The organism is Shewanella oncorhynchi, assembly GCF_012584455.1.
Classification (GTDB): domain Bacteria; phylum Pseudomonadota; class Gammaproteobacteria; order Enterobacterales; family Shewanellaceae; genus Shewanella; species Shewanella oncorhynchi.
In genome coordinates this window covers 457,050-478,700 of the sequence record NZ_JABAEB010000001.1, presented here as the reverse complement: position 1 = coordinate 478,700, position 21,651 = coordinate 457,050, and the positions used below count along the sequence as shown (strand labels likewise).

The following is a 21,651-nucleotide window of genomic DNA, read 5'->3' as shown; positions in this document are numbered from 1 at the left end:
GATTCGAACCCTCGATGGGAGTTAAAGCCCATACTCCCTTAGCAGGGGAGCGCCTTCGGCCACTCGGCCACCTCTCCGTTTTCTTGGCGCACATATTACTGTTTGACGAAAATAAGTCAAACCCTTTTTCCGAAACAGATTCCATTTGAACTGTTTTTAATCACATTGCTGTTATATCAAGCCAATGTATTGATTTACGCCAATCTTTCGGTCTAAAAAATAAAAAAGCCAGTTAAAAAACTGACTCTTCTGTTGCCGTAGTACGCTTGCCAAAACAAGGTACTAAAAGTTACCACCTTCCGATGGTGTACCTGATTTTTCAGATTGAATGCGTTGGTAGATTTCTTCGCGATGAACAGAAACCTCTTTTGGTGCATTCACACCAATACGCACTTGATTGCCTTTTACCCCTAGCACTGTAACTGTGACTTCATCACCAATCATCAGTGTTTCGCCAACACGACGAGTCAAAATCAGCATTCGATAGCTCCTTTATTTCTTAATTCAGCTTACACACGGCACTCATCCGGTAGATGGGCTTATTATAAGGTCAGCTTAGTACAAATTAATAGTATTCAATACTCAAACGGTTATTTAATTACACCTTATTTAGCTCGAAAGCGTGATGTAACGCCCGAACCGCCTTGTGTAAGTCCCTTTCATCGATAACGGTTGATAATTTACTCTCTGACGTCGTGAGTAACTTAGCATGAATAGTTTCATTACCCAAGACTTCTAACATCTTAGTCAATAATCCCATTTTTGCCTGTAAACCTTTGCCAACTAAAGATACTTTTGCACGTTGCCGTTCGATAATCAATGGCCCGAGTGCGAGGCTTTCGCTTAAGCCTTCGAGCTCATTAAGCAGAGTATCAACCTTAGCTTCAGCGAGCATAAAACTGACTCGACCCGAAGGATCATCCTCGTGGATCCTCAATGGGGAAATAAATTCCACATCGATTTCCAATCGAGTTAAACAGCCTAACAACGCTTGATAGCGTTCACTGGTGGTAAACAGCCCTTCGATCGTCAGCGTTGCCAGCGCCTTATTAATCGCAATACCTTGGACTAACGAGGCAATCGTTAATTCCGACTCGTCGCCAAATTGGATTAACGTCCCCTGCCCAACTTCAAAGCTCGACAATACTCGCAGCGGTACGCGAAAACGCTCGGCGTATTCAACAGAATCAGGATGCAATACTTTAGCGCCAAGCTTTGCCATTTCGAGCATCACATCAAACCCAATCACATCGAGGCGACGTGCACTGCTATCAATATTCGGATCTGTGGTAAATACCCCTGCCACATCGGTAAAAATCTGGCATTCATCGGCTTCTAACGCTGCCGCTAAGGCTACTGCTGTGGTATCTGAACCACCGCGTCCTAAGGTGGTCACTTCGCCTTGAGAATCGATGCCCTGAAACCCAGCAACGATCGGCACAACACCATCGGCAAGCAAAGACTGCAAATATTCAGTATCAACTCGCTCGATGCTGGCGCGGCCGAATTGACTATTTGTATGAATTTGCACTTGATCGCCCGTAAGGGATTTCGCTTTTATGCCGCGACGTTGTAGCGCCATCGACATCAAAGCAATGCTCACTTGCTCACCCGTCGAGACTAGCATGTCTAACTCGCGCGCCGAGGCGCGCGGATTAATTTGTGCTGCAAGTGCAAACAGGCGATTCGTCTCACCCGCCATAGCTGATAAAACTAAGACTTGCTGCTCACCATTGTGAGCTGACTTTGTAATCTGCTCAGCGACCGCTTCGATACGTTCAATAGAACCCACCGAAGTGCCGCCGAACTTTTTCACAAAAAGCTTGCTACCACTAAGCTTTCGTTTTTGGGGCACAGCAACCTCTTAAGCTAGACGCTCAGTAATCCAAGGTAATACTTGAGCCAATGCCGCATCCAGATTTTCTGGCTGGCTACCGCCCGCTTGAGCCATATCAGGACGACCACCGCCTTTACCGCCCACTTGTGCAGCGACCATAGCGACGAGCTCACCCGCTTTGACTTTACCGATCAGATCGTTACTCACACCCGCGATCAGGTTAACTTTCCCTTCCTGCGCTGTACCAAGCACGATAATGGCCGATTTCAATTTCTGTTTTAATTCATCTTGCAAGCCGCGTAATGAACTTGCCTCAACGCCGTCTAATTTTTTGATCAGTACGTTAACGCCATTAACTACAACGGCATCACCCACTAAGTCTGCACTCGCTGCGGCCGCTAGCTTATCTTTCAGCTGCGCCATTTCTTTTTCGAGTTGCTTCATCTTATCGAGCTGCACTTTTAACTTAGCCACCACTGAGTTGGCATCGCCTTTCAATAAGGCAGCGGCTTCTTCCAGTTCAGCTTGTTGCTGCGCCACATAAGCCATAGCAGCAGCGCCAGTCACGGCTTCGATGCGACGTACACCCGCAGCAATACCCGCTTCAGAGGTGATTTTAAATAAGCCGATATCGCCAGTGCGACCGACATGTGTACCGCCACACAATTCGATAGAGAAATCGCCCATAGTCACAACACGCACTTGTGAATCATATTTCTCACCAAAGAGTGCCATCGCGCCTTTCTCTTTAGCTTCATCTATGCCCATTTCAGCGGTTTTCAGCTCATGGTTACGACGAATTTGAGTGTTAACTAATTCTTCAACTTCTTTTAATTCAGCAGCTTTTACGCCTTCGAAATGGGAGAAGTCAAAACGTAAACGCTCAGGATCAACCAAAGACCCTTTTTGCGAGACATGAGTACCGAGCACTTGACGCAGTGCGGCATGCAGTAAATGCGTAACAGAATGGTTTAACTGAGTACGGTGACGTAGTTTTTTGTCCACTTTCGCTTCAATAACTTGGCCAACGCTCAAGCTACCTGTAGCCAAAACACCTTGATGGCCCGTTGCTTGACCATACTTTTGCGTATCGTTTACCGTAAACTCAATACCGTTCGCAACTAATTGGCCTTTATCGCCTACTTGACCGCCAGATTCCGCGTAGAAAGGTGTTACATCGAGCACGACAACGGCTTCATCACCCGCTTTGATCGCCGTCACTGACTCACCATTTTGATAAATCGCGGTGACCTTAGCTTGACCCGCTAATTCGGTGTAACCACTGAATGCAGTTTCAGCATCAATTTTCAGCGCAGCGTTATAATCTGCACCAAAGTTACCGGCAGCTTGTGCGCGGCTACGTTGTTCAGCCATGGCGACTTCAAAACCGGCTTCATCGACAATGATGTTGCGCTCACGGCAGACATCAGCGGTCAAATCCATTGGGAAGCCATAGGTGTCATACAGCTTAAATACAGTTTCGCCGTCTAAGGTGTCACCTTTCAACTCGTTTAAGGCCGTATCTAAAATACCTAAACCACGTTCAAGCGTACGGGCAAATTGCTCTTCTTCCGCTTTCAGTGCCTTTTCAACAATCGCTTGAGTCTCAGCTAACCCTTTTGCTGCATCGCCCATCACCGCAATCAAAGACGGAACCAGCTTGTAGAAGAAAGCTTCGGTCGCACCTAACTTGTTACCATGGCGAACTGCGCGGCGAATAATACGGCGCAGCACATAACCACGGCCTTCGTTCGACGGCATAACGCCATCGGCAATTAAAAATGCACATGAACGGATATGATCGGCAATGACTCGCAGCGACTTTTCAGATAAGTCACTAACACCAATGACCTCTGCGGCTTTAGCAATCAAAGTACGGAAAATATCGATTTCGTAGTTAGAATGTACGCCCTGCATAATCGCAGCAATACGCTCAATTCCCATGCCTGTATCAACCGAGGGCTTAGGCAAAGGTAACATTTCACCCGATGCTTGACGGTTGTACTGCATGAAAACGATGTTCCAGATTTCGATGAAACGATCGCCATCTTCTTCCGGACTTCCAGGACGTCCGCCCCAAATATGATCACCATGATCATAAAAAATCTCAGTACATGGACCACAAGGACCGGTATCACCCATTTGCCAGAAGTTATCTGACGCAAAGGCGGCACCTTTATTGTCACCGATACGTATGATGTTCTCGGCAGCGACACCAATTTTTTTATTCCAGATTTCAAAGGCTTCATCATCTGTCTGATAAATAGTGACGCACAGACGTTCCTTAGGCAGCTTTAACGTTTCAGTTAAAAAAGTCCAACCCAAACGAATCGCTTCTTCTTTGAAATAATCTCCAAAACTGAAGTTACCTAGCATTTCGAAAAAGGTGTGATGACGTGCTGTGTAGCCAACGTTATCCAAATCGTTATGTTTACCACCAGCGCGTACACAACGTTGAGCAGTGGTCGCACGCGTATAATTGCGTTTGTCCATGCCAAGAAACACGTCTTTGAACTGGTTCATGCCTGCATTGGTAAATAAAAGTGTGGGATCGTTGCCTGGCACTAATGAACTACTGTCCACAACTTGATGACCATTGCTGCGGAAAAATTCGAGGAAAGCGCTTCTGAGCTCTGCTGTAGTTTGATACATGAAATCATCCTGAATTGGGTAAGCATTACCAGCTACGCCTTAGGCTAGCCGTATTTCTATTTGCCCAGCATTATAAGCAGACTAAGGAAGGACGACCAGTCTTGATTGGTGATATACACATCAGGAATTTAATATTTTAGCGTGAATCGCCCACACCAGAGTCACTAGAAGCAAAACGACAGGATAAAGCACAAATAAAGACGGCGTAAGTTTATCGCGGCACGGACAATATTTAAGCAAGTGAGTCTAATGTGAAGTACGAAATGGACAATACCCATTGATGATATTTAGATGAGCTTTTACAGTCTTAGCTCCAAATTTAATAATCTTCATCGAGATCATTGGGATCTGAATCTAGTGCGTAAGTGATTTGATCGTAGCTAAAGCCTTGGCCCATTAAAAAACGCACTCGTTTGGCCTTTTCCTTTGCGATGAGATCCCGAGCTTTAGAGCCCTTCACTTCTGTCACACGGGGAATGCCGTATTTTTTGGTGGCTTTATCTTTTGCTAGCTCAAACCAGTCACAATCACAATTAACCAAAGCGGCTTCAATACAGTCTTTAGATAAGCCTTTCTGTGCGATTGCTTGGCGGATGCGTATTGCACCGTGGCCTCGACTGATGTGGCTTCGCACCAACAGTTCGGCATAACGAGCATCATTAATAAAACCGGAAGATTCGCAAGCATCGAGTACAGGTTCGATATCGTTAAGTTCGAAACCTTTTTCGAGCAATTTATCGCGGATTTGTAAACGGGAATAATCGCGGCGCGCTAACAGCGCGACCGCAATTTGATGGGCTGACTGACTCAGAATACTTCGCCTGTCTCTAAATCAATATTGTCCTCAGTACTATCATCAGCTTTGGCAGCCAAGGCACTCGGATTACTCAAAAGCAACTCACGTAGCGTCTTGTCAATTTCAGCCGCAATAGCTGGGTTTTCAGTCAGATATTTGCCAGCATTAGCACGACCTTGGCCGATTTTATCACCTTTATAGCTGTACCAAGCACCCGCTTTTTCAATCAACTTATGGGCTACGCCTAAGTCAACTAACTCACCAGTACGGTTAATACCTTGGCCATAAAGGATTTGGAACTCAGCCTGCTTAAACGGCGCTGCAACCTTGTTTTTCACCACTTTAACGCGAGTTTCGTTACCGACCACTTCATCGCCGTCTTTAATGGCACCAGTGCGGCGAATGTCTAAACGAACAGAAGCATAAAACTTCAGCGCGTTACCACCGGTTGTAGTTTCTGGGTTACCGAACATCACACCAATCTTCATCCGGATTTGGTTGATGAAGATAAGTAAGGTGTTAGATTGCTTTAAGTTACCCGCAAGTTTACGCATGGCTTGGCTCATCATACGCGCCGCTAGGCCCATGTGAGAATCACCAATTTCGCCTTCGATTTCAGCTTTAGGCGTTAATGCCGCCACTGAGTCGACTACGATAACGTCAACAGCGCCTGAACGAGTTAAAGCATCACAAATCTCAAGCGCTTGCTCGCCAGTATCCGGTTGCGAACACAGCAGGTTATCAATATCTACGCCCAATTTTTTAGCATAAATAGGGTCTAACGCATGCTCTGCATCGATAAAGGCACAGGTTTTGCCTTCACGTTGCGCTGCGGCAATCACTTCTAAAGTCAGTGTTGTTTTACCTGATGATTCAGGACCATAGATCTCAACTATACGACCCATTGGCAAACCGCCAGCACCTAAAGCAACGTCCAGAGACAGAGAACCGGTAGAAATGGTCTCAACATCCATAGAGCGATCTTCGCCCAGCTTCATGATGGAGCCTTTACCAAATTGTTTCTCAATTTGGATCAATACCGCAGCAAGTGCTTTCTCTTTATTTGGATCGACCTTCATTCCTGTTCCCTCATCAAGACAAGCATTAAGCTGTCAAAAGTGATATTTAATTTACAAACGGGTAATTCAAAAAGCCGCGCTTTTTGTCTTAATTCTGCTGACTAGTATACTGTACAATCATACAGTATCAAGACCTGTGACTGAATTATTTTTAGCTGATAGGATTTTTAATATGGCCAAGGTTTTAGCGAATATCAAATCAGATAATAGCTCCCTTTGATCAATATCCATCGTTAAGGGCTCAATTTTCGCTAAATTATTGCTAAGATTGGCGCAACAAATTTTGCGTGGTCTTTTTAGCTGAAAATTGTACAGCAGTCTTCCGCTTCCATAGCGCTTAATCACCCTTAACCACACAAACTGTATCGCCTTTAGGCAGTCACAACGGACGATAACGATTTAATGAATGTAGTTGATACCGATGATTTAGAAAAACATACTCCTATGATGCGTCAGTACTTGACGATGAAAGCAGAACATCACGATATGTTGCTGTTTTATCGCATGGGTGACTTCTACGAGTTGTTTTATGACGATGCTAAACGCGCTTCTGAGCTATTAGGCATTTCACTCACTGCGCGCGGTAAAAGTGGTGGCGATCCTATTCCGATGGCGGGACTTCCTTACCATGCTGTGGAAGGCTATCTTGCAAAATTAGTTCAAATTGGTCAATCAGTTGCGATTTGCGAACAGATTGGCGATCCCGCGACATCTAAAGGGCCCGTAGAACGTAAAGTGGTGCGAATTGTCACACCAGGCACCTTAACCGACGAAGCGTTGCTACAAGAACGCCAAGACAATCTGTTAGCCGCGGTTTATCAAGGTAAAGTCGGTTTTGGTTATGCCACATTAGATGTTTCATCCGGACGTTTTGTGATTGCAGAGCTCGACACGCGAGAGTCATTAGAAGCAGAATTGCAACGCACTAATCCCGTTGAAATTCTCTACAGTGAAGACTTTGGTGAACTAGGTCTACTTAACGGTTTTAAAGGCAAACGCCGTCGCCCCGAGTGGGAATTTGATTACGATACGAGTATCAAGTTACTACTGGCCCAGTTTGGAACTAAAGACTTACATGGTTTTGGTATCGCAGATGCACGTTTATCACTGCAGGCTGCGGGTTGCTTGATGCAATATGTCAAAGACACACAGCGCACGGCACTGCCCCATATCAATGCCATTATCCGCTTCAATCAAACCGATAGCATAGTGCTCGATGCAGCAACGCGCCGAAATTTAGAATTAACTCAAAACCTTGCCGGTGGCCGCGATAATACCTTAGCGGCAGTATTGGATAATACGGCAACGCCTATGGGCAGCCGTATGTTACAACGCTGGATCCATCAGCCTCTGCGGGATCCTAAGCAAATCAAGGCGCGCCAACAGGCGGTGACTGAACTCCTCGATACCGCAGCCCACGAAGGTTTGCATGAGCAGTTAAAGGCACTTGGCGATATCGAACGTATCATGGCAAGGTTAGCCCTGCGCACTGCCCGTCCAAGGGACTTTGCACGTTTACGTCAAGCACTGGGCTTATTGCCTGAATTACAACAGAGTTTAAGTACACTGAGCGCGCCGCACACGACTCAATTGCGTCAACACTTAGGTGAGTTCCCCGCTGAGCAAGCTCTGCTTGAGCGCGCGATAGTCGATAATCCTCCCATGCTTATCCGCGATGGCGGAGTGATCCGTGAAGGCTACAACAGCGAACTAGATGAATGGCGCGGCCTGAGCGAAGGAGCGAGTGATTACTTAGTACAACTTGAAGCCAGAGAAAAAGAACGTACTGGCATCAATACACTTAAAGTTGGCTATAACCGCGTACACGGCTATTACATCGAAGTGAGCCGTCTGCAATCCTCACAAGTACCGCTCAATTATCAACGACGCCAAACACTTAAGAATATGGAGCGTTATATCACGCCCGAACTTAAGGAATACGAAGAAAAAGTCCTCTCGAGCCAAGGTAAAGCGCTGGCACTCGAAAAGCAGTTATGGGAACAGTTGTTCGATCTTATTCTGCCCAAATTGCATGAGTTACAAGCCTTTGCTAGAGCTGCGGCTGAACTTGATGTACTGAGTAACTTTGCCGAGCGTGCCGAGACCTTAGGCTATACTTGTCCAGAGCTGAGCCAAGATATCGGCGTACAAATAGACGCAGGTCGCCATCCAGTGGTGGAGCGTGTTAGCCAAACGCCGTTTATCGCTAACCCAGTAATCTTACATAATCAAAGACGTATGTTGATTGTGACTGGACCTAACATGGGCGGTAAATCGACCTATATGCGTCAAGTCGCCTTGATTACACTGATGGCCCATATTGGTTGTTTTGTTCCAGCAGATCGCGCCCTGATTGGCCCGATTGATCGTATCTTTACCCGTATTGGCGCATCAGACGATCTGGCCTCTGGCCGCTCAACCTTTATGGTAGAAATGACTGAAACTGCCAACATTCTGCACAATGCCACTGCCAGTAGTTTAGTGTTAATGGATGAAATCGGCCGCGGAACATCCACCTATGATGGTTTATCGCTAGCTTGGTCGGCAGCAGAGTATTTAGCCCAGCAAGTCGGGGCTATGACCCTATTCGCCACCCATTATTTTGAGCTAACTCAATTACCTGACTTAGTGGCAGGTGTTTACAATGTGCACCTTGATGCCATAGAGCACGATGATACCATCGCCTTTATGCATGCAGTACAAGAAGGCGCCGCCAGTAAAAGCTACGGCTTACAAGTTGCGGCGCTTGCTGGCGTGCCAAACAAAGTAATTAAAGCAGCGAAACATAAATTGCAGCAATTGGAGAGTCGCGATCACCAACCAGAAGGAACGAGGACGCCCATTCAAAGCTTACTCGCTTTACCTGAACCGGTTGAAAATCCAGCTTTGACTAAATTAAGTAGCATTAATCCCGATAACTTAACGCCAAAACAGGCGCTTGATTTGCTCTATGAACTGAAACGCTTGAGCTAGGTGATCTAAATAAAAGCCTAAAAATAACAACGCCCACTCTATAGTGGGCGTTTTACTTTATGACATGATCTCACACTAAGTGCATTTTCTGGATAGCTTCTCTGAAAGGCACCAGAAGACAGATATTAGTTTCTAAATAAAGCTTCAACAGATAAACCTTGAGAACCCAATAAATCACGTAAGCGTTTTAATGCTTCGACTTGGATTTGACGAACACGTTCACGGGTTAAACCAATTTCAGCCCCCACATCTTCAAGCGTAGAAGGTTCATAACCTAACAAACCAAAACGACGGGCTAATACTTCTCTTTGTTTTGTGTTCAACTCGTTAAGCCATTTCACCACCGAGTTAGAGATGTCTTCATCTTGCACTTTATAGTCAGGGCCAACACTATCATCATCGGCCAGTACATCTAATAATGCTTTCTCGTTATCGCCCCCCAAAGGCGTATCAACAGAGGTAATTTTTTCATTCAGCTTAAGCATGCGGCTCACATCAGAGCTAGAAACTTGCAGTTTTTCAGCAATTTCTTCCGCTGTAGGTTCATGATCCAGTTTTTGTGCTAATTCGCGGGCTGTGCGCAAGTATACGTTGAGTTCTTTAACAACATGAATCGGCAAACGAATAGTACGAGTTTGATTCATGATAGCGCGTTCAATCGTCTGTCTGATCCACCAAGTCGCATAGGTTGAAAAACGAAAACCTCTTTCTGGGTCAAACTTTTCTACGGCACGAATTAGACCTAAATTACCCTCTTCGATAAGATCGAGCAGTGCTAAGCCGCGGTTATTGTAACGACGTGCAATTTTTACGACGAGACGTAAATTACTTTCGATCATGCGATTACGGGATTTTGCACAACCTTTTAAGGCCTTACGGGAAAAGTAAACTTCTTCTTCTGCGCTAAGCAGTGGGGAAAAACCAATCTCACCTAGATAAAGTTGAGTGGCATCAAGATTTTTTTGCAGGTCATCTTGGACCTGTTGTTCTATTCCTAGCTCTTGGACTAGATCGGTGGCAACTTCTTCTTTTTCAAGATCAAAGTCTACGGTTTCTACGGAAAAATCTACTAGTGCTTCTGCGGCAGTGCTATTTATGCGGCTCATGATCAAATCTCCCAAACCTAATTAAACTGCTGAATTAGTGCAATTTCCTATCCTCCATTTGCCAACAAGGCCCCAAACAATCATTGTTTAGGTAAATAAGTAAGTGGGTTTACAGACTGTCCATGGTAACGAATTTCAAAATGTAACATTACCCGATTGGCACCTGTATTGCCCATTTTTGCAACAGTCTGCCCTGCGAGGACATGTTGCTTTTCTTTGACTAAGATCTTGTCCGTATGAGCATAAGCACTAAGGTAATCGTCACTATGTTTAATAATCACTAAATTACCGTAACCCCTAAGAGCACTTCCTGCGTATACCACCCGCCCATCTGCAGCAGCTTTGATGATATCTCCCCGATTTCCCGCGATCTTAATACCTTTATTTCCCTGCTCATTGGCAGAATAAGTTCCGATTAACTTCCCTCTTACTGGCCACTGCCACTGACTCACACTGGCTGGCAGTGTTGAGGTGGGTGGAACCATTAGTTGGTTAACACTTTGTTGGGAACTTGTTACAAGGTACGCGGGCTTAGCTTTCTGATCAAGTGTTTTTTTCAGATCGTCACTTGACTTAGCATTAGACTGATAAACCTTATCATCTAATTGTTTTTTATCACTTTTACCTGAGTTAGCATCTGAATTACCCGTTATATTTCCATCTAAAGTCGTAGATTTTGATTGGTTACTAGATTTAGCATTAGTTAAATATAAAATCTGTCCAGGGTAAATTGTATAAGGGTTATCTAATTGATTAAGTTTAGCTATTTCAGAAAAGTCTTTCCCTGCAGCCCAAGAAATAGAGTAGAGAGTGTCACCTTTTTTAACTTTATATGAATTCGATTTAATGTGGCCTTTGCTATTTTTAGAGTAGCTATGGGAAATATTTTCGACGGGTGCGGGTCTGCTGGCCTGAAAGCTACAGCCTACAAGCAGAAATATAAAGCAAAGGTTTAAGAGTAAACCCGCATTCAACAATAAAAACTCCTTGGTAAGGTTGTATTACTGTTTATGATGAGAAAATGACGCCTTCTGTGCAAAAAAAGCACTTCGCTTAACACAGTAGCACAACACAAGGTTAAGCTAACTCTCCATTAATTAAAGGTACAAATTTAACAGTTTCAATGGTTTCAGAACTAAAGCGGTCAGCAGTGCGCGTAATACGCATCAATTGTTGAGTATCCTCTCCCACAGGTAAGACTAACACCCCTCCATCAGCCAACTGAGACAATAAAGCTTCTGGTATAGTCGCCGCCGCCGCAGTCACCATAATGGCATCGAACGGACTACGATTAGCCCATCCCAACCAACCATCACCATATTTGAACGACACATTATGCAAATCTAATCGTTTTAAACGCTGTCTTGCTTGAATTTGTAAACCTTTGATCCGTTCGATAGTACAAAGCTGAGGCACCAATTGAGCCAAAATGGCTGCCTGATAGCCCGATCCCGTCCCCACTTCTAACACTCGCTGTGGCATCTTGTGCAGTAAGAGTTCGCTCATACGGGCAACAATATAAGGCTGCGAAATGGTTTGCCCTTGTCCAATTGGCAAAGCCGTATTTTCATAGGCTTTATGGGCTAGCGCATTATCGAGAAACATTTCTCGCGGCGTATGCGATATCGCCTTTAACACGGCTTGATTACGGATCCCCGCATCTTGAAGCTTTTTAGCTAAATTCACCGCCGATGTTAAGGCAACTCGAGTCATATTTTATCTACCCAATTTTGCAATGCCGTTAGTTGTCCGTAGGCGGTTAAATCAACCGTCAAGGGCGTAATTGAAACATAGCCATTGGCGATAGCATGAAAATCAGTGTCCTCTGTGGCATCCTGCTCTTGTCCCGGTGGACCAAGCCAGAAGATTTCACGTCCGGCAGGATCTTGCGTTCGCACTATGCCTTCGGCCTTATGACGAGCGCCGAGGCGAGTCACTTTGATGCCTTTAATTTGATCAAGTGGCAAGTCAGGCACATTCACATTTAAGATCTGATCTTTTGCCAAAGGCTGGGCCAACAAACCTTGAACTATCCGCCGAGCATAAACAGCCGCCGATTGATAATGTTCGAATTTACGGCCATTAAGCGAAATCGCTATTGCAGGAAAACCTAAAAAGCGTCCTTCCATCGCGGCGGCAACCGTCCCCGAATATAAGGTGTCATCGCCCATATTTGCCCCCGCATTGATGCCAGACACCACCATATCAGGTTCGCCATCACATAATTCTCGGATAGCCAAATGGACGCAATCTGTCGGTGTACCGTGAACGGAAATATAGCCATTATCTAACCTATTAATTCTTAATGGATTAGTCAAGGTTAATGAGTTGCTCGCACCAGAGCAATTTCGATCCGGCCCCACAGTCAGCACTGTCGCAATTTCAGCCAAAGCCTCAGATAAGGCTTTGATACCTGGAGCATTAATCCCATCGTCATTGCTAACAAGGATACGGATCATGACTCTGCTTCAGTCTTAACAGTATCAATGTTAGCCACTACGTTAGCGTTAATTACCTCAGGCGCAGGCTCCTGCACCAATGTCGCTTGCCATTGCTGCTCTTTAACATCTTGATAATTAACCAACTCTCTCAACAAGGATGTGGCAAAACTGCCCGCAGGCAACACAAACTCCAGCACTAAGCCATCAGCGGTTTGTTCATATTTAAGGCCTTGGGGCTCAAGCAGTAACGGACGGCGTTCTTGCTCTAATCCGGCGTGCTCTAAACCATAGCAATCGTCAGCTAACTCACTCATGGCTAAGGTTTCCACCGCAGCAGCTTCACCTTGGGGTAACATCATGCCGCGCCCCCACAATGGTGCAGAAAGTTGAATGTCTTTTTCAATCAGACGCTTCAATACGATGAGATCCCATTCAGGCGTAACAAAGAAGCTTTTGCTGCCCGCTAACATCACACAATCACCCGCTAAAGGCTTAGTGCCATGGTTGGCTAAACGATATGACACCACAGTGTTAAACAGATTTGAGCGCACGGCAGACAAATACATGCTGCGCTTATTTCTGTCTTTCACTTTTTTACCCGCCATCATTTGGCGACCAAACACTAAGTTTTTGCCATCGTGACCAAAGCGCTGCTCACCAAAGTAATTGGGCACGCCCACTTGAGCGACCTTTTCGATACGACTGATAATGTCTTCCACTTGGGTAACATTTCTCAGGGTAAGAATAAAGCGGTTACCGACTAAGGCACCGATTCGCAGTTTCTTGCTGTGGCGGCTGCTCGACAATATAGTCAAACGATCGCTATTGAGCTCCTTCCAAGTAGGCGTTTCTTTACCTGGAATACGCACACCAAACCATTGTTCTGTGATGGCATTTTTATCTTTTTGCCCAGCGTAGGTGACCTCCTTCGGATGCACCTTAGCAAACTTAGCGATCATTTCAGCGACTTGTACTGTATTTAGCCCTTCTTTGCGTACATGCAGCATATGATGTTCACCTTCACCCGTCGGGCTAAAAGGCAAAATCTCTTTCACGATAAAATCGCTATTTTGGGTTCTTAGATCTGCTGTACCTAAAGGCTTACCATACAGATAATGTAATTCGCTCATGGGACTTTTTTACTCTTAAGTTAATCGTGTTTGCGGGCCATAAGTACCACGGCTTCTACCGCAATACCTTCTTTACGCCCGGTAAATCCAAGCTGTTCAGTCGTGGTCGCTTTGACATTAATATCGTCAAGTTCCGCGGTTAAATCGGCGGCTAATATCTGGCGCATTGCCTCTATGTGCGGTGCCATTTTAGGAGCTTGGGCTATGATAGTGACGTCAAGATTGCCTAGCACAAAGCCTTTCGCTCTCGCTAAAGCATAGCAATGACGCAGCAATACGCGGCTATCGGCACCCTTATAGGCGGCATCGGTATCGGGGAAATGTTTTCCTATGTCACCGAGCGCTAAAGCACCGAGGATGGCATCGGAAATCGCATGCAGTACCACATCACCATCTGAATGTGCGACTAGGCCTGTTTCATAGGGTACTTCCACGCCACAAAGGATCAATGGCCGCGCCGCACCAAATTTATGCACATCGAAACCATGGCCGATACGGATTTTCATTTAATATTCCTAACGTATTATTTTACTTTGATTATGACTATTTAACGGCACGCATCAAAAACAGTTCGGCTAGCCCTAAATCGTCGGGATGCGTTACTTTTATATTATCAGCACGGCCCGAAACGAGTCCGGGTGATATCCCCGCCCATTCCATCGCAGAAGCCTCATCTGTGACTACCGCACCTGCAGCCATAGCCGCATTGAGGTAATTTTTTAATTGCTGCGCTGGAAATAACTGCGGCGTCAATGCATGCCATAAATTATCGCGACATACAGTGGCACTGATTTCACCCTGTTTATTCGCGCGCTTCATGGTATCGCGCACAGGCATAGCCAAAATAGCGCCTTGGGGGAATTGCACTCTGGATGCGAGTAACTTGTCGATATCCGTCGCGGTTAAACAAGGTCTTGCCGCATCATGCACTAAGGCCCAACTGTGCTCGGGCGCAATTTGCAGCGCCGCCAACACAGAATCAGCGCGTTCACCGCCACCTATTACTGTAATCAATTTGGGGTGCACGGCCTGTGGCAAGGTATCGAAGATAGTATCGTTCGAATGTAAGGCGACGATCACTTGAGAAATGTGCGGATGGGACAAGAGCTTATCTAAGGTATGAGCGAGAATACTCTGGCCGCACACCTCAAGATATTGCTTAGGTCTGTCGACGCCCATACGGCTACCTATGCCTGCGGCGGGAACAATGGCAACCACAGCTTGAGTGACATGCTCAGCTTGGCGCTGCAATTCAATTTGTGTTACCAGATCAGATTGACTATCGGGATTGGATTGTTCATTTAATCCAAGATCTAAATGTCCTAGCTCTGTCATCCTAACTCCATATTACTGAGATGGACTCGATACCGAGCGCTCACCACCCACGACGCGATAGAAAGTCTCGCCTTCTTTAACCATGCCAAGTTCGTTGCGTGCGCGCTCTTCGATGGCTTCTGTACCACTTTTCAGATCGATGATTTCTTCCTTCAGCACTTGGTTACGCTCATTGAGTTTGGCGTTACCTTCTTGCTGGGCGGCAATTTGTTTTTGCAGGACGAAATATTCAGGAAGACTATTACCTCCCGACCAAAGACGGAATTGCAGTACACCGAGTAGCACTATGAGTGCAATGACAAAAAATTTCATGGAGGAATTAGCGTCAGTATCTTGGATTAAAAAAATATACAGCAGATAGTACAACAAAAAAGGCCACCAAGTGGTGGCCTTTTTACATCAAATATTAAATTACGCCTGACCTTTGATCTCTTTCAAACCACGGTATGGGGCTTTTTCACCTAATTGCTCTTCGATGCGCAGCAATTGGTTGTATTTAGCTACACGGTCAGAACGACACAGTGAACCAGTTTTGATTTGACCAGCAGCTGTACCCACGGCTAAGTCAGCAATGGTTGAATCTTCAGTTTCACCACTACGATGTGAAATCACGGCGGTATAACCCGCTTCTTTCGCCATACGAATAGCTGCTAAAGTCTCAGTCAATGAACCAATTTGGTTAAACTTGATAAGGATTGAGTTAGCAATACCGTTTTCAATACCACGGGTTAAGATTTTAGTGTTAGTAACGAATAAATCGTCGCCCACTAATTGGATCTTGTCGCCCATGATTTGAGTTTGGTAAGCCCAACCATCCCAATCTGATTCGTCTAAGCCGTCTTCGATAGACACGATTGGGTATTGGTCAGCCAATGATTTTAAGAAATCAGAGAAACCGTTCGAGTCGAAGACTTTGCCTTCGCCCGCTAAATCGTATTTGCCGTCTTTGTAGAATTCAGATGCAGCGCAATCCAGCGCTAACGTCACATCAGTACCTAACTTGTAGCCAGCCAGTTCAACCGCTTCTTTGATAATGGCTAACGCATCAGCGTTTGACGCTAAGTTAGGTGCAAAACCACCTTCGTCACCCACAGAAGTGCTTAGGCCTTTGTCGTGCAATACTTTTTTCAGCGTATGGAAGATTTCAGCGCCCATGCGCAGTGCTTCACGGAAAGTTTTCGCGCCAACAGGTTGCACCATGAATTCTTGGATATCAACGTTGTTATCCGCGTGCTCGCCACCGTTTAAGATATTCATCATAGGCACAGGCATAGAATATTGGCCTGGTGTACCGTTTAATTCAGCGATATGCGCGTATAAAGGAATACCTTTAGATGCTGCTGCTGCTTTAGCAGCCGCTAAAGACACAGCCAGAATCGCGTTTGCGCCTAACTTGTCTTTGTTTTCTGTGCCATCTAAGTCGATCATGATTTGATCAAGCTCAGCTTGTGCAGTCGCATCTTTGCCTAATAATGCAACGCGGATGACACCGTTTACGTTAGCAACAGCGGTTAATACGCCTTTGCCTAAATAACGGCTCTTATCGCCATCACGTAATTCTAACGCTTCGCGGCTACCGGTTGATGCACCAGAAGGCGCCGCAGCCATACCCACAAAACCACCTTCTAAATGCACTTCGGCTTCAACAGTTGGGTTACCACGAGAATCCATAATCTCGCGACCAATCACGTTAATAATCTTAGCCATAACACCCTCGATTTAAGTTTAAAGATAAAAGAAAAAACCAATACCTATGGGAATAAATGGAAGTCACATACCGCAGAAAATAACCAAATTCCATTTACGGTTTGCGTCCATACAGATGCAACGGATACGCATGCTGTTTATACCCAGAGGTATTAAATTCTTATGTTTCAAGTCGCGACGAGTGTAACAAAAGGCCGGCCCCACTGTCGCGGGTCCGGCCTCAAATATTCTTACTTCAGATCACGTTTTTGATGCGCACTTGCCGCAGCAATAAACCCTTCGAACAATGGGTGACCATCGCGCGGCGTTGAGGTGAATTCAGGATGGAATTGACCTGCAACAAACCATGGGTGATCTTTTAATTCGATCATTTCCACCAGTTTACGATCAGAAGACAAACCGCTGAAGATCATGCCGGCTTGCTCTAAACGCTCTCTGTATTTGTTGTTCACTTCGTAACGGTGACGGTGACGTTCTACACAGCTATTGCCTTTGTAGGCTTGAGCCGCTTTTGAACCCTCGAGTAAATGACACAATTGAGCGCCTAAACGCATAGTGCCACCTAAGTCAGACGCCTCATGGCGCTGCTCAACATTACCTTCTTCGTCAATCCATTCAGTGATCAAACCCACCACTGGGAACGGTGTTTCTTTATTAAATTCAGTTGAATGTGCATCAGCCATACCTGCAACATTACGCGCAAATTCAATTAGGGCAACTTGCATACCTAAACAAATACCGAAATACGGTAGATTGTTTTCACGGGCAAATTTTGCCGCCAGTATCTTACCTTCAACACCACGCTCGCCAAAACCGCCTGGTACTAAGATACCGTCTAAGCCCTGTAAGACTTCTTCGCCTTTGGCTTCTACGGTTTGTGAATCAATATACTTGATGGTCACAGATACGCGGTTTTTAAGGCCTGCGTGTTTTAATGCTTCGTTGACTGACTTATAGGCATCTGGCAGTTCAATATATTTACCCACCATACCAATAACGACTTCGCCGTTTGGATTAGCTTCTTGATAAATCACATTTTCCCACTCAGACAGATCCGCTTCACGGCATTCTAAACCGAAACGCTTAACCACTAAGTCATCCAAACCTTGTGAACGTAACAAAGCTGGGATTTTATAAATACTATCAACATCTTTTAATGAAATAACCGCACGCTCTTCGACGTTACAGAACAGCGAAATTTTGGCTTTTTCATTCGCAGGAATCGCACGATCACCACGGCAAACCAGCACATCTGGTGCAATACCGATAGAACGCAGCTCTTTCACTGAGTGTTGAGTTGGCTTAGTTTTCACTTCGCCTGCAGCACCTAAGAAAGGCACTAAGGTTAAATGCATGAACAGAGTACGATCACGACCCAGCTCAACACCGAGCTGACGGATAGACTCTAGGAACGGCAAGGATTCGATATCACCCACAGTACCGCCGATTTCGACGATAGCCACATCATGGCCTTCGCCACCTGCTAATACTTTTTCTTTAATCGCATTAGTAATGTGTGGGATAACCTGAATGGTTGCGCCCAAATAATCGCCACGACGTTCTTTACGTAATACTTCTTCGTAAATACGACCGGTAGTGAAGTTGTTACGACGATTCATCTTCGTACGGATGAAACGCTCGTAGTGACCCAAGTCGAGATCTGTTTCTGCACCGTCTTCAGTAACAAATACTTCGCCATGTTGGGTTGGGCTCATGGTACCCGGATCAACGTTAATGTAAGGGTCCAGTTTCATGATGGTTACATTGAGACCGCGGGCCTCTAAAATTGCAGCTAATGATGCTGCTGCAATGCCTTTACCTAGTGATGAAACAACGCCACCAGTAACGAAGATATACCTTGTAGTCATGCTGAACCTGAGAAAATGAGTTTGAAAATACGTGCTTGTAAGAAAGCACTAGGACGGGGCAGTAGTATACCAAAGGCGGCGCGATTCGACAAACACCAATCGGGATAATTTGCCGTTTATCTCGTCTCTGTCGCTTTTACTTGGTCCCAATAGGCATCGAGCTCCATTAATGTGTGCTCTTCCATGCTTTTACCGCTGTCACTAGCCAACTGTTCAACGCCGCGAAAACGGCGTTCAAATTTAAGATTGGCTTGTCGCAACGCTTGTTCTGGATCAACCTTAAGATGGCGAGCTAGATTCACCACGGCAAACAGCAAGTCGCCCATTTCGGACTGCACTTTAGCTTGGTCTTGCTCGGGTTGATTCACTTCATGCAAGACTTCATCGATTTCTTCATGGATTTTAGCGACCACGGGCTCAAGTTCGGCCCAATCGAAACCGACTCGCGCCACCCTTTGCTGAATTTTGATTGAGCGCGACAACGCAGGTTGGGTACGCGGAATATTGTCTAACGCTGAAACCAGAGTATCTGCTTGAGTTTCACCCGCCACTTGCTGCGCCTTTTGCTCACGTTCAGTCGCTTTAATCGCCTCCCAATTGGCTTTCATCGCTTGGGCACTATCGCCTATTTGCGGATTTTGCTCACCAAACACATGGGGATGACGACGGGTTAACTTGTCGCTAATTTTCTCAATCACAGTAGCAAAATCAAACTTGCCTTGCTCTTTACCAAGCTGACAATAGAATACAATTTGAAATAACAAATCCCCGAGTTCATCGGGTAACTCATCCCAGGCTAAACGCTCTATGGTATCAGCAACTTCATAGGCTTCCTCTAAAGTAAAAGGCACTATGGTTTGAAACGTTTGCGCTTTGTCCCAAGGACAGCCCGTGTGCGGATCACGCAGTTTTTCCATAATGTTAAGCAGCGGCTCAACATCTGTTATAGAAAATCCCGTTGTAGAAGGTTCCGTTGTAGACATTTCAGTGATAGAAGGTTCAGTAGAAAATGAGGTTAATGGCGCCGTGTGGGAAGTCATGCTGATATCCTTTAAAGATAAATACTGCAACGGGCGAATATTGAGAAAGAACAAAAAATACGCCTCCGCAGTGTTTTTTAGCAAAAGACTACAATAAACCGATGATGATAAGCTAGGTAAAATAAAAGCGCTATTTTGATGCTGAGATCAGATTTTAGTGCCGTATTTCAACTAAGACTTATTTTAACTAAAGAGCATTCGCTCCATTTCGTAATTCACTCATCTCGTGAGCAATAAATTGACAACCTTCCTCCCCTACAAATTCTCATCTATGTCCTGCATACAAGTATTTAGCGCAAGCCATCTTAAATGATAAGATACGCAGCAATATTTCAATGAAGCTAAAACTCACCGAGTGAAGACCTGACAATTGCGGCCAAACTATGCACATGATAAATGCGGTCCTTCAATTTATTCATTTGATTGATGTTAGGTATATTTCGATTCTGTCGTCCGATGTTAGGACGCACACCCTTATCGTTTTTAAGCATTACTGGAGACAAAACTCATGACAAACGTGACAGTGGATGCCACGCAGTTAACGACTAAGCCATCCCAAGATGGTTTTTATATGCCTGGCGAATGGGCTGCGCAGCAAGCGGTGTGGATGATTTGGCCCTATCGTCCTGATAACTGGCGTGCAGCTGGTGCTTATGCTCAGGCGACCTTTGCTATGGTGGCCGATGCCATTGGTGGTGCAACGCCCGTGTATATGGGTGTACCTAAAGCCTTTTTAGCTGAAGCTCAAAAAGTGATGCCATCGCACGTCACCTTGGTTGAAATGGACAGTAACGATTGCTGGGCTCGCGATACAGGGCCAACCGTAGTTGTGAATGATAATGGCGAATGCCGTGGTGTTGACTGGGGTTTTAATGCTTGGGGCGGCCATAACGGTGGTTTGTACTTCCCATGGGATAAGGACGAGCAAGTCGCGCAGCAAATGCTTGCGCAGCATGGTTTTGCCCGTTACAGCGCGCCGCTGATCCTCGAAGGTGGCTCCATCCATGTCGATGGTGAAGGCACCTGTATGACGAGTGCAGAATGTTTACTCAATGCCAACCGTAACCCTGAACTGACAAAAGAACAGATTGAAGACTTACTGCGTGACTATTTGAATGTTAAGCAGTTTATATGGTTGCAAGATGGCGTGTATATGGATGAGACCGATGGTCATATCGACAATATGTGCTGTTTTGCCCGTCCTGGTGAAGTCATTCTACACTGGACCGATGATGAGACTGATCCACAATATCCGCGCTCAAAAGCGGCGCTCGAAGTGCTGCAAAATACCGTGGATGCCAAAGGCCGTAAGTTAAAAATCCATCTATTGCCTCAACCGGGGCCGCTATATTGCACCGAAGAAGAATCAAAAGGTGTGACCGAAGGCACTGGCGTGCCACGCACGGCGGGTGAGCGTTTAGCAGGTTCTTATGTGAACTTTTTAATCACCAATAATCGCATCGTGTTCCCGTTGCTTGACCCTGCAACCGATGATATCGCAGCCGAAAAACTGCAGGAAATCTTCCCAGAGCATGAGATTGTGGGTGTGCCAGCCCGTGAGATTTTATTAGGTGGTGGCAATATCCATTGTATTACTCAGCAAATCCCTGCTGGAAAGTAACCCAAGGAGAACAGAATGACGATTGATGTCACTGTTATTTCACCACAATTGGCTTTCTGCGGGAGG

At 45.6% G+C, this 21,651-nt stretch carries 18 protein-coding genes; 2 read left to right on the top strand and 16 right to left on the bottom strand.

The window, feature by feature from the left end; genetic code table 11:
• Window positions 1-282 precede the first annotated feature (282 nt).
• The 5 genes from csrA to recA all read right to left on the bottom strand — a co-directional run bounded on the left by csrA (window position 283) and on the right by recA (window position 6,364).
• Complete coding sequence (gene csrA, locus HGO26_RS02060; protein ID WP_006082602.1) at window positions 283-480, bottom strand: carbon storage regulator CsrA; 198 nt, start codon at window positions 478-480, stop codon at window positions 283-285.
• Between the two features lie 118 nt (window positions 481-598).
• Window positions 599-1,855: an aspartate kinase gene (locus HGO26_RS02055; RefSeq protein WP_168822957.1), complete on the bottom strand. Its 1,257-nt coding sequence runs from the start codon at window positions 1,853-1,855 to the stop codon at window positions 599-601.
• A gap of 9 nt (window positions 1,856-1,864) precedes the next feature.
• Window positions 1,865-4,489 (bottom strand): alanine--tRNA ligase, encoded by a 2,625-nt coding sequence (gene alaS / locus HGO26_RS02050; RefSeq protein ID WP_168822955.1) that lies wholly within the window; start codon window positions 4,487-4,489, stop codon window positions 1,865-1,867.
• A 319-nt stretch (window positions 4,490-4,808) separates the two neighbouring features.
• Window positions 4,809-5,279, bottom strand: coding sequence for a regulatory protein RecX (locus HGO26_RS02045; RefSeq protein WP_375539965.1), 471 nt, complete (start codon window positions 5,277-5,279; stop codon window positions 4,809-4,811).
• A 17-nt stretch (window positions 5,280-5,296) separates the two neighbouring features.
• Window positions 5,297-6,364, bottom strand: a complete 1,068-nt coding sequence (gene recA / locus HGO26_RS02040) for a recombinase RecA (RefSeq protein WP_105251812.1) — start codon at window positions 6,362-6,364, stop codon at window positions 5,297-5,299.
• A gap of 402 nt (window positions 6,365-6,766) precedes the next feature.
• Here recA and mutS point away from each other — a divergent pair, with 402 nt between their 5' ends.
• Window positions 6,767-9,337, top strand: a complete 2,571-nt coding sequence (gene mutS, locus HGO26_RS02035; RefSeq protein ID WP_168822953.1) for a DNA mismatch repair protein MutS — start codon at window positions 6,767-6,769, stop codon at window positions 9,335-9,337.
• 125 nt (window positions 9,338-9,462) lie between these two features.
• Here the strand turns inward: mutS and rpoS are convergent, their stop codons facing one another.
• From rpoS to mazG, 11 genes are all read right to left on the bottom strand, one after another.
• On the bottom strand, window positions 9,463-10,443 hold the full coding sequence (gene rpoS / locus HGO26_RS02030) for an RNA polymerase sigma factor RpoS (protein WP_028761361.1): 981 nt from the start codon (window positions 10,441-10,443) through the stop codon (window positions 9,463-9,465).
• 80 nt (window positions 10,444-10,523) lie between these two features.
• Complete coding sequence (locus HGO26_RS02025) at window positions 10,524-11,420, bottom strand: peptidoglycan DD-metalloendopeptidase family protein (RefSeq protein WP_168822950.1); 897 nt, start codon at window positions 11,418-11,420, stop codon at window positions 10,524-10,526.
• A gap of 100 nt (window positions 11,421-11,520) precedes the next feature.
• Complete coding sequence (locus HGO26_RS02020) at window positions 11,521-12,156, bottom strand: protein-L-isoaspartate(D-aspartate) O-methyltransferase (RefSeq protein WP_028761363.1); 636 nt, start codon at window positions 12,154-12,156, stop codon at window positions 11,521-11,523.
• Window positions 12,153-12,902, bottom strand: a complete 750-nt coding sequence (surE, locus tag HGO26_RS02015; protein ID WP_168822948.1) for a 5'/3'-nucleotidase SurE — start codon at window positions 12,900-12,902, stop codon at window positions 12,153-12,155. Before surE ends, HGO26_RS02020 begins: the two co-directional genes overlap by 4 nt.
• The gene (gene truD / locus HGO26_RS02010; RefSeq protein WP_168822946.1) at window positions 12,899-14,014 is read right to left on the bottom strand and encodes a tRNA pseudouridine(13) synthase TruD; all 1,116 of its coding nucleotides are present in this window, start codon (window positions 14,012-14,014) and stop codon (window positions 12,899-12,901) included. Before truD ends, surE begins: the two co-directional genes overlap by 4 nt.
• A gap of 20 nt (window positions 14,015-14,034) precedes the next feature.
• Window positions 14,035-14,520, bottom strand: a complete 486-nt coding sequence (gene ispF / locus HGO26_RS02005) for a 2-C-methyl-D-erythritol 2,4-cyclodiphosphate synthase (protein WP_168822943.1) — start codon at window positions 14,518-14,520, stop codon at window positions 14,035-14,037.
• Window positions 14,521-14,557: 37 nt separating this feature from the next.
• A complete protein-coding gene (ispD, locus tag HGO26_RS02000; RefSeq protein WP_168822942.1) occupies window positions 14,558-15,349 on the bottom strand; it encodes a 2-C-methyl-D-erythritol 4-phosphate cytidylyltransferase in 792 nt (263 codons plus the stop codon).
• Between the two features lie 12 nt (window positions 15,350-15,361).
• A complete protein-coding gene (gene ftsB / locus HGO26_RS01995) occupies window positions 15,362-15,661 on the bottom strand; it encodes a cell division protein FtsB (RefSeq protein WP_105253074.1) in 300 nt (99 codons plus the stop codon).
• A 99-nt stretch (window positions 15,662-15,760) separates the two neighbouring features.
• Complete coding sequence (gene eno / locus HGO26_RS01990; RefSeq protein ID WP_168822938.1) at window positions 15,761-17,056, bottom strand: phosphopyruvate hydratase; 1,296 nt, start codon at window positions 17,054-17,056, stop codon at window positions 15,761-15,763.
• Between the two features lie 230 nt (window positions 17,057-17,286).
• Window positions 17,287-18,924, bottom strand: coding sequence for a CTP synthase (gene pyrG / locus HGO26_RS01985; RefSeq protein ID WP_012587102.1), 1,638 nt, complete (start codon window positions 18,922-18,924; stop codon window positions 17,287-17,289).
• Window positions 18,925-19,040: 116 nt separating this feature from the next.
• Window positions 19,041-19,964: a nucleoside triphosphate pyrophosphohydrolase gene (gene mazG, locus HGO26_RS01980; protein WP_168822935.1), complete on the bottom strand. Its 924-nt coding sequence runs from the start codon at window positions 19,962-19,964 to the stop codon at window positions 19,041-19,043.
• Between the two features lie 508 nt (window positions 19,965-20,472).
• Between mazG and aguA the strand changes: the two genes are divergently transcribed.
• Entirely contained in the window at window positions 20,473-21,585 is a 1,113-nt protein-coding gene (gene aguA / locus HGO26_RS01975) for an agmatine deiminase (protein WP_168822933.1), read from the top strand.
• Window positions 21,586-21,651: the final 66 nt, after the last annotated feature.

Excerpts from the sequence above, each read along its gene's own strand:
- csrA (WP_006082602.1), bottom strand. The coding sequence starts at position 480 with ATGCTGATTTTGACTCGTCGTGTTGGCGAAACACTGATGATTGGTGAT.
- alaS (WP_168822955.1), bottom strand. The coding sequence starts at position 4,489 with ATGTATCAAACTACAGCAGAGCTCAGAAGCGCTTTCCTCGAATTTTTC.
- recA (WP_105251812.1), bottom strand. The coding sequence starts at position 6,364 with ATGAAGGTCGATCCAAATAAAGAGAAAGCACTTGCTGCGGTATTGATC.
- mutS (WP_168822953.1), top strand. The coding sequence starts at position 6,767 with ATGAATGTAGTTGATACCGATGATTTAGAAAAACATACTCCTATGATG.
- rpoS (WP_028761361.1), bottom strand. The coding sequence starts at position 10,443 with ATGAGCCGCATAAATAGCACTGCCGCAGAAGCACTAGTAGATTTTTCC.
- HGO26_RS02020 (WP_028761363.1), bottom strand. The coding sequence starts at position 12,156 with ATGACTCGAGTTGCCTTAACATCGGCGGTGAATTTAGCTAAAAAGCTT.
- surE (WP_168822948.1), bottom strand. The coding sequence starts at position 12,902 with ATGATCCGTATCCTTGTTAGCAATGACGATGGGATTAATGCTCCAGGT.
- truD (WP_168822946.1), bottom strand. The coding sequence starts at position 14,014 with ATGAGCGAATTACATTATCTGTATGGTAAGCCTTTAGGTACAGCAGAT.
- ispF (WP_168822943.1), bottom strand. The coding sequence starts at position 14,520 with ATGAAAATCCGTATCGGCCATGGTTTCGATGTGCATAAATTTGGTGCG.
- ispD (WP_168822942.1), bottom strand. The coding sequence starts at position 15,349 with ATGACAGAGCTAGGACATTTAGATCTTGGATTAAATGAACAATCCAAT.
- ftsB (WP_105253074.1), bottom strand. The coding sequence starts at position 15,661 with ATGAAATTTTTTGTCATTGCACTCATAGTGCTACTCGGTGTACTGCAA.
- eno (WP_168822938.1), bottom strand. The coding sequence starts at position 17,056 with ATGGCTAAGATTATTAACGTGATTGGTCGCGAGATTATGGATTCTCGT.
- pyrG (WP_012587102.1), bottom strand. The coding sequence starts at position 18,924 with ATGACTACAAGGTATATCTTCGTTACTGGTGGCGTTGTTTCATCACTA.
- mazG (WP_168822935.1), bottom strand. The coding sequence starts at position 19,964 with ATGACTTCCCACACGGCGCCATTAACCTCATTTTCTACTGAACCTTCT.
- aguA (WP_168822933.1), top strand. The coding sequence starts at position 20,473 with ATGACAAACGTGACAGTGGATGCCACGCAGTTAACGACTAAGCCATCC.